This is a genomic window from Streptomyces sp. NBC_01476 (assembly GCF_036227265.1).
Lineage (GTDB): Bacteria > Actinomycetota > Actinomycetes > Streptomycetales > Streptomycetaceae > Actinacidiphila.
Map to the genome: position 1 here is coordinate 1930377 of NZ_CP109446.1, position 13216 is coordinate 1943592.

Consider the following 13216-nt stretch of genomic DNA (forward strand, 5'->3'; position numbering starts at 1 on the left):
TTGACGCCCCGGGGGGGCTGTTGCCGTCGGCTCCGGTCGAGTCCGGTCGTCCCCTATCGTGCCCGGTTGGCCGCGACCGCCTCGTACACCATGCCGAGCAGCAGCTCGTCGGCGTCACGGCGGCCGAACTCAGCGGCGGCGCGCGACATGTCGTACAGGCGGTGCGGGTCGGTGAGCACCGGCAGCACATTGCCGAGCACCCAGTCGGGGGTCAGCTCCGCGTCGTCCACCAGCAGACCGCCGCCGGCCTTGACCACCGGCTGCGCGTTGAGCCGCTGTTCGCCGTTGCCGATCGGCAGCGGCACGTACGCGGCGGGCAGGCCGACCGCGGAGAGTTCGGCGACGGTCATGGCGCCGGCCCGGCAGAGCATCATGTCGGCGGCGGCGTACGCGAGATCCATCCGGTCCAGGTACGGCACCGGGCGGTACGGCGGCATACCGGGCATGTTGTCGGACTGCGGCAGTTCGTTCTTCGGGCCGACCGCGTGCAGGATCTGGACGCCGGACTGCTGGAGCCGCGGGGCGACCGTGGTGACCACCTCGTTGAGCCGGCGGGCGCCCTGGGAGCCCCCGGAGACCAGCAGGGTGGGCAGGTTCTGGTCGAGTCCGAGGACATGCCGGGCCTCCGGGCGGGCCGCGGCCCGGTCCAGGGTGGCGATGGTGCGCCGCAGCGGGATGCCGATGTAGCGGGCGTCGCGCAGCTTGCTGTCCGGGGTGGAGACGGCCACCGCGTGCGCGTACCGGGAGCCGATCTTGTTGGCCAGGCCGGGGCGGGCGTTCGCCTCGTGCACCACGATCGGCACGCCGAGCCGCTTGGCCGCCAGATAGCCGGGCAGCGCCACGTAACCGCCGAAGCCGACCAGGCAGTCGGCCTTGGTGCGTTCCAGGATCTGCTCGGCGGCCTTGATGGTGCCGCGCAACCGGCCCGGCACGGTGATCAGTTCGGGGGTCGGCCGGCGTGGCAGCGGAACGGCGGGGATCAGGGCGAGTTCATAGCCGCGTTCGGGCACCAGCCTGGTCTCCAGGCCGCGTTCGGTGCCCAGTGCGGTGATTCCCACCGTCGGGTCCTGCCTGCGCAGGGCATCGGCGAGCGCGAGCGCCGGCTCGATGTGGCCGGCGGTCCCCCCACCGGCGAGTACGACATGCACCGAAATTCACCGCTCTCCGGACGGCCGCCTTCCGGCGTGCCGTCGCATCGTCCTTCTCACAGCCCCGGTCAGGGGGTTGGTCCGCCTCTTCCGCCCCCGCACGGCGAGTGCCGCTCGCGCCGCGGGCTCGCTCCTGGCGAAGGAGATCAGCAGCCCGATCGCGAACATGGTCGGCAGGATGGCGGAGCCTCCGTAGGAGAACAGCGGGAGCGGGACTCCGGCGATCGGCAGCAGGCCGAGCACCGCACCGATGTTGATCACGGCCTGCACCGTGATCCAGGTGGTCACGCCACCCGCTGCGAACCTGACGAAGGGGTCCTCCGTACGACCGGCCACGCGGATACCCGCGTAGCCTAGTGCCGCGAAGAGGGCCAGGACCGACAGTGTCCCCGCAAGGCCCAGTTCCTCCCCGGTCACGGCGAAGATGAAGTCGGTGTGCGGTTCCGGGAGTTCACCCCATTTCTCCACACTGGCCCCGAGGCCGGAGCCGAACCAGCCGCCGGACGCGAGGGCGTAGATGCCGTGCACGGCCTGCCAGCAGCCGTGGTCGGGGTCGGTGGCGGCGATGCAGTGCAGCCGGCTCATCCGGTTGGAGTTGGTGCCGATGGCCAGGGCGCCCAGCGCGGCGGCGCCGGCCAGTACGCCGGAGAAGAGCCGGGTGGGGGCGCCGGCCAGCCAGAGCATGCCGAACAGGACGGCGGTGAGGATCATGGCGGTGCCCATGTCGCCGCCGAGCATGATCAGGCCGAGCAGCAGGACGGCGACCGGGACCAGCGGGACGAGCAGGTGCTTCCACTGGACCAGCAGGTTCTTGTCGCCCTTGCGGGCCAGCAGGTCGGCGCCCCACATGGCGAGGGCGAGTTTGCCGAACTCGCTCGGCTGGAGCTGGAAGGGGCCGCCGATGGAGATCCAGTTGGTGTTGCCGTTGACCGTCTGCCCGATTCCCGGCACCTGTACGAGCACCATCAAGAACACCGCGCCGAGCAGCAGTGGGTAGGCCAGCGCGCGGTGCAGCTTGACCGGCAGCCGGGCGGCGGCCCAGAGCAGTACGGCGCCGATGGCCACCGCGAGGAGTTGCTTGCGGAAGTAGAACGTGGAGGGCAGTCCGTTCTGCAGTGCGACGATCTGGGAGGCGGAGTAGACCATCACCAGGCCCAGCACGGTGATCAGCAGTCCGGCGCCGAGGATCACGTAGTAGGCGGTCAGCGGCCGGTCCCATGCCTCGCGCAGCCGCTGCGGAAGGCGGGCGGCGCCGCGCCGCGCGCTGCCCCGCGGGGCGGCTTTCCGGCCGGGCAGCGACAGCCCGGGCACGGCCCGCGCCCCGGCGCGGCCCGCCGGTGCCCTGTCCGCGGGCGGGCGCGCCACCCCGGGCGCGGCCCGTCCGGCGGCCTGCACGTCCGCCGGGCGGCGCCGGGCCGGGCTGCCGGACGCGGCTCCCGGCCGCCCGCCCGCCGCGGGCCGGTCCGCGCTCATACGCCTCTCCCCCCGCCCCACGGTGCCCCCACCGGTCCGGGTGAGCCGCTCCGCACCCGGCGTCCGCCCGGCAAGACCGCCGCCGGCAGGAAGACCTGGGCAAGCGGACCCGCCGCCCGTCCACCGCCCGGCCGTGAGCACCGCGCTGGGTCGTACGCGCCCGGCTGGGTGCGGGAACACCAGGCTCGGCCGCATGCATCCGGCTGGGTGCGGGAACACCACGCCCGGCCACATGCACCCGGCTGGGTGCGCGAGCACCGCGCCCGGCCGTATGCGCCCGGCTGGGGCGTATGCGGCCTCGTGGGGCCGGGCGCCGGGGGTGGTGGTGCCGGTGCCGCCGGGCGGGCGGCGGGGCGGTGTGCCGTCATGATCCCCTCCATCGGTGCGCTGTGCCGGCGCCCGCGCGGAGGCCCGGCTAGCGGGGCTGGTCGGTCGGGACCGAGAGGGTCTGGACCGCCGCCGCGAAAAGATCCCCGCGCTGGTTGTAGTTGGTGAACATGTCCATCGACGCACAGGCCGGGGCGAGCAGTACGGTGTCGCCCGGCCGGGCCAGCTCCCGGGCCGCGGTGACGGCGGCGGACATCGCCCCAGTGTCGGTCCGTTCCAGCTCGACGACCGGCACCTGCGGGGCGTGTCGCGCCAGGGCTTCCCGGATCAGTGCCCGGTCCGCACCGAAGAGGACCACCCCGCGCAGCCGGTCCGCGGCCCGGGCGGCGAGTTCGTCGAACTCGGCGCCCTTGGCGAGGCCGCCGGCCAGCCAGACGACGGAGTCGTACGCGGCCAGTGACGCCTGAGCGGCATGGGTGTTGGTGGCCTTGGAGTCGTCCACGTAGGTCACCCCGTCCACCACCGCGACCTCGGCGATGCGGTGCGCGTCGGGGCGGAAGGCCCGCAGTCCCTCGCGCACGGCGGCCGGTTCGACCCCGTAGGCGCGGGCGAGGGCCGCCGCGGCCAGCGCGTTGGCGATGTTGTGCGGTGCCGGCGGCTGGACGTCGCCGGTCCCGGCCAGCTCCTGGGCGGTGCCCTGCCGGTCCGGGACGAACGCCCGGTCCACCAGCAGGCCGTCCACCACGCCGAGTTCGGAGACCCGGGGCGCTTCGAGGGTGAAGCCGATCGCCCGGCAGCCCTCTTCCACGTCGGCTTCGCGGACCAGCCGCTCGGTCTCCGGGTCCGCGGTGTTGTAGACGCAGGCGACTTGGTTGCCGTGGTAGATCCGGCCCTTGTCGGCCGCGTACGCCGCCATCGAGCCGTGCCAGTCCAGGTGGTCGGGCGCGAGGTTGAGCACCGCCGCGGAGTGCGGGCGGATGCTGGGCGCCCAGTGCAGCTGGTAGCTGGAGAGCTCGACGGCGAGCACGTCGTACTCCTGCTCGCCGAGCACCGCGTCGAGCAGCGAGACGCCGATGTTGCCGACCGCGGCGGTCCGCAGCCCGGCGGCGGTCAGGATGGCGGCGAGCATCCGGGTGGTGGTGGTCTTGCCGTTGGTGCCGGTGACCGCGAGCCACGGCGCCGCGGCCGGGCCGCGCAGCCGCCAGGCCAGTTCGACGTCGCCCCAGATCTCGACGCCCCGCTCGGCGGCGGCGGTGAACAGCGGGCTGTCCGGCCGCCAGCCGGGGCTGGTGACGACCAGCTCCGTACCGTCCGGCCAGGAGTCGCCGTCACCGAGGCGTACGGCGATGCCGAGGGCTTCCAGTTGCGCCGCCTCGGCCTGCTGCTTCTCCCCCGCGGTGCCGTTGACCACCGTGACGTGGGCACCCAGGGCGTGCAGCGCCTTCGCCGCGGGCACCCCGGAGACGCCGAGGCCGGCGACGGTGACCGCGGTGCCCTTCAGTCGCTGCGCCGCCGTCATGAGGCGGCCACCCACCCGGCGTAGAAGATGCCCAGGCCCACGGCCATGCACATGCCCTGGACGATCCAGAAGCGGACCACCACCAGGACCTCGCTCCACCCCTTGAGTTCGAAGTGGTGCTGGAGTGGCGCCATCCGGAAGACCCGCTTGCCGGTGAGCCGGAAGGAGCCGACCTGGATGATCACGGACATGGTGATCAGGACGAAGAGGCCGCCGAGGATGGCCAGCAGCATCTCGGTGCGGGAGCAGATCGCCAGGCCGGCGAGCGCGCCGCCCAGCGCCAGCGACCCGGTGTCGCCCATGAAGATCTTGGCCGGTGAGGTGTTCCACCACAGGAAGCCGAAGCAGGCACCCATCAGTGCCGCGGCGACCACCGCCAGGTCGAGCGGGTTGCGTACCTCGTAACAGGCGCCGTTGGCGCTGACCGGGGCGCCGCACCACTGGCCGTACTGCCACACGCCGATGACCGTGTACGCGGCGAAGACCATCACCGAGGCGCCGGTGGCCAGGCCGTCCAGGCCGTCGGTGAGGTTCACGCCGTTGGACATGGCCAGGATCATGAACAGCGCCCAGATCACGAAGATCACCGGGCCGATCGACCAGCCGAAGTCCGTGGTGAAGGAGAGCTTCGTCGACGCCGGGGTCTGGCCGCGGGAGTCGTGGAAGTTCAGCGCCAGGATCGCGAAGGTGATGCCGACGATCAGCTGGCCTGCCATCTTCGCCTTGGCCCGCAGGCCGAGGCTGCGCTGCTTCACGATCTTGATGTAGTCGTCCAGGAAGCCCACCAGGCCGAGGCCGGCGGTGAGGAACAGCACCAGCACCCCGGACATCGTCGGCTTGTCGCCGGTGATCAGCTTGGTCGCCGCGTAGGCGATCAGGGTGGCCAGGATGAACGCGATCCCGCCCATGGTGGGGGTGCCGCGCTTGCTGTGGTGGGCCTTCGGGCCGTCGTCCCGGATCATCTGCCCGTAGCCCTTGCGGGCCAGCAGGCGGATCAGCAGCGGTGTGCCGATCAAGGAGAGGAAGAGTCCCAGGACGCCGGAGACGAGGATCTGCTTCATCGGACGGCACCCTCGCGGCCCGTTCCGCCGAGGTCGCCACCGGGGGCCGCCTCGATCAGCGCCAAGGCGACGGACTCCAGCCCGACCGACCTCGATGCCTTGACCAGAACGACATCGCCCGGGCGCACCTCGCTGCGCAACAGGTCGATCGCCGCCTCCGCGTCGGACACGTGCACCGACTCCTCACCCCACGAACCCTCGTTATAGGCGCCCATTTGCAGCCAGGCGGCTTCAGTACCGCCCACGGCCACGAGCTTGCTGACGTTGAGCCGGACGGCCAGCCGCCCCACCGCGTCGTGCTCGGTGAGCGCTTGCTCGCCGAGTTCGGCCATCTTGCCCAGCACCGCCCACGTACGGCCCCCCCGAGCCTGGGCGGGCCGGCCCATCGCGGCCAGTGCGCGCAGAGCAGCCCTCATGGATTCGGGGTTCGCGTTGTAGGCGTCGTTGACGACCGTCACGCCGTCGGGCCGCTCGGTGACCTCCATCCGCCAGTGCGAGAGCGAGCCGGCCCGGGAGAGCGCGGAGGCGATCTCCCCGACAGGCATGCCTAGTTCACCGGCAACGGCGGCCGCGGCGAGCGCGTTCGACACGTGATGCTCACCGTACAGGCGCAAGGTCACGTCGGCGCACCCGGTGGGTGTTCGCAGGCTGAAGATCGCCTGTCCCCGGTCGCTGAGCCGGACATTCTGTCCCTGATAGTCGGCTTCTGCGCTCTCTCCGAAGGTCACCACCCGGGCCCGGGTGCGCTCGCGCATCGCGATCACCAGCGGGTCGTCGGCGTTGAGCACCGCGATGCCGCCGTCCGCGGCGGCCGGCAGCGCTTCGACGAGTTCGCCCTTGGCCTGGGCGATCTGCTCCTTGCCGCCGAATTCGCCGATGTGCGCGGAGCCCACATTGAGCACCAGGCCGATCCGCGGCGGGGTCAGCCCGGTCAGGTAGCGGATGTGGCCGATGCCACGGGCGCCCATCTCCAGCACCAGGTGCCTGGTGTCCTGGTCGGCGGTGAGCGCGGTGAGCGGCAGCCCGATCTCGTTGTTGAGCGACCCGGGGGTCCACACGGTGGGCGCGGCCTGCTGCAGCAGTTGGGCGATGAGGTCCTTGGTGCTGGTCTTGCCGGCCGAGCCGGTGAGGGCCACCACGGTGACGCCGAGGCGCTCGATGACGTGCTGGGCGAGCGCGCCGAGCGCCGTCTGGACGTCGTCCACCACGATCGCGGGTGCGCCGACCGGGCGGGCGGCCAGCACCGCGACCGCGCCGTCGGCGACGGCCTTGGCGGCGAAGTCGTGGCCGTCCACCCGCTCCCCGGCGAAGGCCACGAAGAGCGAGCCGGGCACCACCTCGCGGGAATCGCGGACCACGGGCCCGGTGACCTGGACATCGCTGTCCGGTATGTCGTGCGTACTCCCGCCGACCGCGCGTGCGACCTCGGCGAGGGAAAGGGGGATCACGGTTGTTTCTGGTCCTTCTGGATCGCGGCGCGCAGCACCTCACGGTCGTCGAAGGGGCGTACCTCTCCGGCGATGTCCTGGCCCTGCTCATGGCCCTTGCCGGCGACCACCACGATGTCACCTGGCCGCGCCTGGGCGACGGCGGTGGCGACGGCGGCGGCCCGGTCGGGCTCGACGATGACGTGTCCGCGCTGGTCGGCGGGGACTTCGACGGCTCCGTTCAGCATCGCGGCGAGGATCGCCAGCGGGTCCTCCGAGCGCGGGTTGTCCGAGGTCAGTACGGCGGTGTCGGCGAGCCGGGCGACAGCCGCGCCCATCGGCCCGCGCTTGGTCCGGTCACGGTCGCCGCCGCAGCCGAGCACGGCGTGGATCCGGCCGTCGGTGGTGGCGCGCAGCGCCCGCAGCACCGACTCCACGGCGTCGGTCTTGTGCGCGTAGTCGACCACCGCGAGGTAGGGCTGGCCGGCGTCGACCCGCTCCAGGCGGCCGGGGACCCCCGGCACGGCTGCGACGCCGTCGGCGGCGGTCTGCGGGTCGAGCCCGGCCGCGGCCAGCGCGGTGATCGCGGCCAGGGTGTTGGCCACGTTGAAGGGGCCGGGCAGCGGCGCCACGGCGTGCACCCGCTCGCCCTTGGGGCCGAGCACGGTGAAGCGGCTGTCCAGCAGGCCCGCGGTGATCTCCTCGGCCCGCCAGTCGGCGTCCAGGCGGCCCTCGGCGGAGAACGTCACCAGGGGGACGGTGGCCTCGGCGACCAGCCGGCGGCCGTACTCGTCGTCCAGGTTGACCACGCCGAGCCGGCTGCGGCGCGGGGTGAAGAGCTGCGCCTTGGCCTGGAAGTAGTCCTCCATGCCGGAGTGGAACTCCATGTGCTCCGGGCTGAGGTTGTTGAAGACGGCCACGTCGAAGACGGCACCGTCCACCCGGCCGAGGACCAGCGCGTGGCTGGAGACCTCCATCACCACCGACTCGACGCCGCGTTCGCGCATCACCGCGAAGAGCGCCTGCAGGTCGGTGGCCTCCGGGGTGGTGCGCTCGCTCTTGAGCCGCTCGTCGCCGATCCGGGTCTCCACCGTGCCGATCAGGCCGGTGGCGCCGTGCCGGGTGGCCCGCAGGCCGCCCTCCACGAGGTACGAGGTGGTGGTCTTGCCGGAGGTGCCGGTGATGCCGATCCGCAGCATGCCCTCACCGGGCTCGTCGTAGACCGCGGCCGCCAGTTCGCCCATCACCGCCCGGGGGTCGGCGACGGTGAGCACCGGCAGCCCGGTGGCGGCGGCGCGCTCGGCGCCGGCCGGATCGGTCAGTACGGCGGCGGCGCCGGCGGTGGCGGCCTGGCCGGCGAAGTCGGCGCCATGGAAGCGGGCACCGGGCAGCGCCGCGTACAGGTCGCCGGGGCGGACCGCACGCGAGTCGTGGGTGATGCCGGTGATCATGGCGGCGCTTTCCGGACCGTCCGGCGCCGGTGTTCCGAGCCGTCCGGCGAGGTCCGCGAGCGGTTTGGGGCGCACGCGCGCCGGGCGCGGCGCGCCCGGCGGCTGGGTGAGGGTGGGCTGGTCAGCTGTGGGCACGGCGGTGAGGTTACCGGGCCTTCCGGGCTCCGGGCCAAAACGGCCCGGGGGGCGCGGGCGCGGGTCGCGGTCGCCGGTCGCGGTGGCTCCGTGCTGGTCAGGGTCGTGGTGGCGCATGATCAGTGTCCCTTGGGGCTGGTGGCGGCGGGCGGCTGACCGGGATTGAACTCGATCGGCAGCTTCGGGGCCGGGATGCCGGAGGGCGGCACGTCGAGGCTCTTGAGGGCGAAGGTCATCACCTTCTGGAAGACCGGGCCGCAGATGTCGCCGCCGAAGTAACTGCCCTTCGTCGGGTTCTGGATCACGCAGGAGACGGTGACCCGCGGGTTGTCGGCGGGCGCGAAGCCCAGGAAGGACGAGGTGTAGCCCTTGTAGCGGCCGGTCTCGGGGTCCACCCGGTTGGCTGTACCGGTCTTGCCCGCCACCCGGTAGCCGTCGATACGGGCGTTCATACCGGTGCCCTCCTCGCTGCCGACCACCGACTCCAGCATGGTGGAGAGAGTCTTGGCGGTTTGGGTGCTGACCACCCGGGTCTTCTTCGGCGGGTCCGCGGGCACGAAGCGGCCGTCCGGTCCTGTGATGCCGCGGATCAGCGACGGCTCGACCCGGACCCCGCCGTTGGCGATGGTCGAGTAGACCGAGGTGGCCTGCAGGGCGTTGACCGACAGACCCTGGCCGAAGGGGATCGTGTACTGCTGGGAGGCGTTCCAGTCCTGCGGTCTGGCGAGGATGCCGGGGGTCTCGCCGGGGAAGCCGATGCCGGTCGGGGAGCCGATGCCGAACTTCTTCAGATACGAGTAGAGGACCTGGTTGGCCTGCGGCTGGGTGGCGCCGAGCTGGCCGCTGGCCAGGATGGTGCCGATGTTGCTGGACTTGGCGAGCACACCGTTGAGGGTCAGGTACCAGGTGCCGTGGTCCACGTCGTCGTGGAAGACCCGGTCGGCGCGGGGCAGGGTGCCGGGGACGGTGACATGGGTGGTGGGCGTGGCGGTGCCGGTGTCCAGGATCGCGGCCATGGACATCAGCTTGCTGACACTGCCGGGTTCGTAGGCGTCCTGCATCGCCGCGTTGCCGAGGGTGCCGGGGGCGGCGTGGGAGAGGTCGCCGGGGTCGAAGCCGGGGGCGTCGGCCATCGCCAGCACCTGGCCGGTGCGGGAGTCCTGCACGATGACGTAGCCGCGGTCGGCCCTGGACTTGCGCACCTGGGCGGTGATGGCCTGCTGGGCCTCCCACTGGATGTCCCGGTCCAGGGTGAGTTCGACGTCGGAGCCGGGGACCGCGGGCTGCTCCTGGCTGCCGGCGGTGGGGACCTGGCGGCCGTTGGACTGGGCGTACCGGATCTTGCCGTTGGTGCCGGAGAGCTGCTTGTTGAACATCGACTCCAGGCCGCCGGCGCCCTGGCCCTCGGCGTTGACGAAGCCGATGACGCCGGCCGCGAGGTCGCCGGCCGGATAGACCCGCTTGGTGTGCGGCTCGTCGAAGATGCCGGCCATCACGTCGGCGCCCTCGCCGTCGGCGGCCTTGTCGGCGAACGCGGACTTGAGGTCCTTGATCTGGTTCCAGACCTGCGGGGACTGGGCGCGGGCGATCACCTGGTAGCGGGAGCCCGGGGTGGCGAGCTGCTGGGCGATCTTGGTGGCGTCGCCGCCGACGATGGGCGCGAGCAGCTGGGCCGCCTGCTGGGGTGCGTCGGCGACCTTGGTCTGGGCGCGGGTGAAGAGATACGGGTCGGCGGTGATGTCGAAGGCGTCGACGGTGGTGGCGAGGTCGACGCCTGACCGGTCGGTGATGGTGCCGCGGTCGGCGATGACCTCGTGGGTGACCCACCGGTTGACCGCGGCCTTGGAGGCGTACGAGGACGCGTCGACCGCCTGCACCTGCAGCAGCCGTACGACGAAGGCGGCCAGCACCAGGGTGAGTGCGACGCCCACCATGCGCAGCCGGGGCCGCGGCCGTCCGAGCCGTACCACCTTGGGGCCGGCCGGGCCCCGCCGTGGCGCCCCCGGCGCCCCGCTCGGCCGCCGCACCGGCCGTCCGGCGGCGGGGCGGGGGGCGCCGCCGCGCGGCGGGCCGGGGCGGCGGGGCGGTTCTGTCACAGTGCGGTCCTCCGGGCGCGGGCCTGCGGGAGCTGGCGGTTCACGTCGGTCACCTGTCAGGGGGTCGGGGCCGTCGGGTCGGTGGGAGGCGCTGCCGGGGTGCCGGGCGGGGCGGTGGCCGCGTCCGGGGTGCCGCGGACGCTCCCGTCGGGGTTGAGGAAGGCCGGGTTGCCGCCGGGGACCATGCCGAGCTCCTGAGCACGGCGCTGGAGCTCCCCCGGCGCGGAGTAGCCGTCCACCTCCTGCTGGAGCTGCTGCTGTTCGTCCGTGTACCCCGTGGTGTCCTTCTCCAGCTTGTTCAGCTGGAAGGAGTCCCGGTTGACCGCGGAGTTGAGCAGCAGCAGCGTGATCAGGCCACCGGCGAGCAGCGACACGACCAGTACGACGAACGGGGTACGGGCCGCGGTTGCGCTGGTGCCCACCCGGCCCGCGGTGAGCCGCCCCCCGATGGTCGCCCACCGTCCGGGGCCGGCGGCGGCGCCGCGTTCCCGGCGGGCCGGAGAGCCGCCCGCCGGGGCGGGCACCGCGGCACGGGCCGGATCGGCCCCGGCGCCGCGCCGCGCGGCCCCGGGCACCCGCGCCTGGCCGCCGCCGGGCGGCTCGGAACCACTCGCCCGCCCGGGCCGGCCGCCGCGCCCCGGGTCGTCGGACTGCCGGCCGGTACCGGACCCTGGCCGCCCGGACCGGCTCTCCCGGCGCCCCGCGGAGTCCGGGCCGGGGCCCCGGCGCGCTTCACCACTGCCGTCGTCGGACCGCCGGCCGGTACCGGACCCTGGCCGCCCGGACCGGCCCTCCCGGCGCCCCGCGGACTCGGGGTCAGGGCCCCGGCGGGAGCCGCCGCCGCGCGGGCGGTCGTCCGGCGGCGGGCCGGGCCGGCCGGGCCCGCTCATCGGGTGTCCTCGCGGATGCGCTCCGCGCCGCGGAGCCGGGCCGGAGCCGCCCGGCGGTTCTCGGAGATCTCGTCCTCCGTGGGGAGTTCCGCACCGCGGGTGAGGAGTCTGAGGCGGGGCTGGTACTGCTCGGGGACGACCGGGAGGCCGGGTGGGGCGGTGGTGGCCGCGCCGGCCGCCAGGACCTGCTTGACCAGGCGGTCCTCCAGCGACTGGTAGGACAGGACCGCGATCCGGCCGCCGACCGCCAGCGCGCCGACCGCCGCCGGGATCGCCCGCTCCAGCACCGAGAGCTCGCCGTTGACCTCGATCCGCAGCGCCTGGAAGGTCCGCTTCGCGGGATTGCCCCCGGTCCGCTTGGCCGCCTGCGGCAGCGCGTCCCGGATCAGTTCGACCAGCCGCGCGCTGGTGGTGAAGGGCTCCCGGTCCCGTTCCCGTACCACCGCGTCCACGATCTTCCGGGCGAACTTCTCCTCGCCGTACGCCCGCAGGATCCGCACCAGCTCCCCGGGCGGGTAGGTGTTGAGCACCTCGGCCGCGCTGATCCCGGTCGACTGGTCCATCCGCATGTCGAGCGGCGCGTCCTGCGCGTAGGCGAAGCCGCGGCCGGCCTCGTCGAGCTGCATGGAAGAGACGCCGAGGTCGAAGAGCACGCCCTGCACCCGCGGCACCTCCAGGCTCTGGAGGACCTCCGGCAGCTCGTCGTAGACCGCGTGGACCAAGGTGGCGCGTTCACCGAAAGGGGCGAGCCGCTCGGCGGAGAGTTTGAGCGCCTCCGGGTCGCGGTCGATGGCGATCAGCCGGGCCGAGGGGAAGGTGCCGAGCAGCGCCTCGCTGTGGCCGCCGAGGCCCAGCGTGGCGTCCACCACCACCGCACCCGGCTCGGCCAGCGCGGGCGCCAGCATGTCGAGGCAGCGCCGCAGCATCACCGGGACGTGCCGTGGCTGGGCGGGCGGGGAGGGGTCGCTCATGAGGGCCTTTTCTGACGTGGTGCGGCCGGGCGGTGGACGTAGAACCTGGTCCCCGCCCGCTCGGAAGAAACGTTCCCCCGACACCGGGGAAGTGGTGCCGGCGGAAGCGAACCGGAGAGCGGGAGGAGGCCGAGCCGTACGTCCCGGGGGGAGGTGCGCCGGCGCACGCGGGGGTGCGGGGCCGCACTCACAGTAATCCGGGCGGAACCTCCTCTGACAGGGCCGAAAAGGTGTCTTCCTGCGCCGCGAGATAGCGGTCCCAGGCCTCTGCCGACCAGATCTCCACCCGCGTGTTGGCGCCGATGACCGCGCAGTCCCGGACCAGCCCGGCATACTCCCGCAAAGGCTGCGGCACCGTCACCCGCCCCTGCTTGTCGGGCACCTCGTCGTGCGCCCCGGCGAAGAGCACCCGCAGGTAGTCACGGGCGGACTTGGAGGTCAGCGGGGCCGCCGAGAGCTGTTCGGTGGCCGCCTTGAAGCCCTCGACCGACCACACGCACAGGCAGCGCTCCTGTCCGCGGGTGATCACCAGGCCGTCGGCGAACGGCTCCCGGAAGCGGGCGGGCAGCACGAGCCGGTTCTTGTCGTCCAGCCGCGGGGTGTAGGTCCCGAGGAACATGAGGACCCGGCCCTCCTCCCGCAGACAGCACCACTTCGCGCCACTTTACTCCACCCTGCCCCACGGTCAACGAAATCCCAGGCGGGCGCGCCACCACGG

The 13216-nt window shown here is 73.2% G+C and carries 10 protein-coding genes; all 10 read right to left on the reverse strand.

What is annotated here, in order from left to right; genetic code table 11:
• Positions 1-53 precede the first annotated feature (53 nt).
• Positions 54-1148, reverse strand: a complete 1095-nt coding sequence (gene murG, locus OG552_RS08430) for an undecaprenyldiphospho-muramoylpentapeptide beta-N-acetylglucosaminyltransferase (protein ID WP_329130835.1) — start codon at positions 1146-1148, stop codon at positions 54-56.
• A 6-nt stretch (positions 1149-1154) separates the two neighbouring features.
• Entirely contained in the window at positions 1155-2621 is a 1467-nt protein-coding gene (gene ftsW, locus OG552_RS08435) for a putative lipid II flippase FtsW (protein WP_329130838.1), read from the reverse strand.
• A gap of 415 nt (positions 2622-3036) precedes the next feature.
• Complete coding sequence (gene murD / locus OG552_RS08440; RefSeq protein WP_329130840.1) at positions 3037-4467, reverse strand: UDP-N-acetylmuramoyl-L-alanine--D-glutamate ligase; 1431 nt, start codon at positions 4465-4467, stop codon at positions 3037-3039.
• Positions 4464-5528, reverse strand: a complete 1065-nt coding sequence (mraY, locus tag OG552_RS08445) for a phospho-N-acetylmuramoyl-pentapeptide-transferase (protein ID WP_329130842.1) — start codon at positions 5526-5528, stop codon at positions 4464-4466. Before mraY ends, murD begins: the two co-directional genes overlap by 4 nt.
• Positions 5525-6976 carry a UDP-N-acetylmuramoyl-tripeptide--D-alanyl-D-alanine ligase gene (locus tag OG552_RS08450; protein ID WP_329130844.1) on the reverse strand — a complete coding sequence of 484 codons (1452 nt, stop codon included), beginning with the start codon at positions 6974-6976 and terminating at the stop codon, positions 5525-5527. The genes mraY and OG552_RS08450 overlap by 4 nt, the downstream gene beginning before the upstream one ends.
• Positions 6973-8658, reverse strand: coding sequence for a UDP-N-acetylmuramoyl-L-alanyl-D-glutamate--2,6-diaminopimelate ligase (locus OG552_RS08455; protein WP_329130846.1), 1686 nt, complete (start codon positions 8656-8658; stop codon positions 6973-6975). Before OG552_RS08455 ends, OG552_RS08450 begins: the two co-directional genes overlap by 4 nt.
• A 2-nt stretch (positions 8659-8660) precedes the next feature.
• A complete protein-coding gene (locus tag OG552_RS08460) occupies positions 8661-10637 on the reverse strand; it encodes a peptidoglycan D,D-transpeptidase FtsI family protein (protein WP_443070890.1) in 1977 nt (658 codons plus the stop codon).
• A 56-nt stretch (positions 10638-10693) separates the two neighbouring features.
• Positions 10694-11059: a hypothetical protein gene (locus OG552_RS08465; RefSeq protein ID WP_443070891.1), complete on the reverse strand. Its 366-nt coding sequence runs from the start codon at positions 11057-11059 to the stop codon at positions 10694-10696.
• A gap of 464 nt (positions 11060-11523) precedes the next feature.
• Positions 11524-12498, reverse strand: a complete 975-nt coding sequence (gene rsmH / locus OG552_RS08470) for a 16S rRNA (cytosine(1402)-N(4))-methyltransferase RsmH (protein WP_329130848.1) — start codon at positions 12496-12498, stop codon at positions 11524-11526.
• A gap of 187 nt (positions 12499-12685) precedes the next feature.
• On the reverse strand, positions 12686-13117 hold the full coding sequence (gene mraZ / locus OG552_RS08475) for a division/cell wall cluster transcriptional repressor MraZ (protein ID WP_329130851.1): 432 nt from the start codon (positions 13115-13117) through the stop codon (positions 12686-12688).
• Positions 13118-13216: the final 99 nt, after the last annotated feature.

Excerpts from the sequence above, each read along its gene's own strand:
- ftsW (WP_329130838.1), bottom strand. The coding sequence starts at position 2,621 with ATGAGCGCGGACCGGCCCGCGGCGGGCGGGCGGCCGGGAGCCGCGTCC.
- murD (WP_329130840.1), bottom strand. The coding sequence starts at position 4,467 with ATGACGGCGGCGCAGCGACTGAAGGGCACCGCGGTCACCGTCGCCGGC.
- mraY (WP_329130842.1), bottom strand. The coding sequence starts at position 5,528 with ATGAAGCAGATCCTCGTCTCCGGCGTCCTGGGACTCTTCCTCTCCTTG.
- OG552_RS08455 (WP_329130846.1), bottom strand. The coding sequence starts at position 8,658 with ATGCGCCACCACGACCCTGACCAGCACGGAGCCACCGCGACCGGCGAC.
- rsmH (WP_329130848.1), bottom strand. The coding sequence starts at position 12,498 with ATGAGCGACCCCTCCCCGCCCGCCCAGCCACGGCACGTCCCGGTGATG.
- mraZ (WP_329130851.1), bottom strand. The coding sequence starts at position 13,117 with ATGTTCCTCGGGACCTACACCCCGCGGCTGGACGACAAGAACCGGCTC.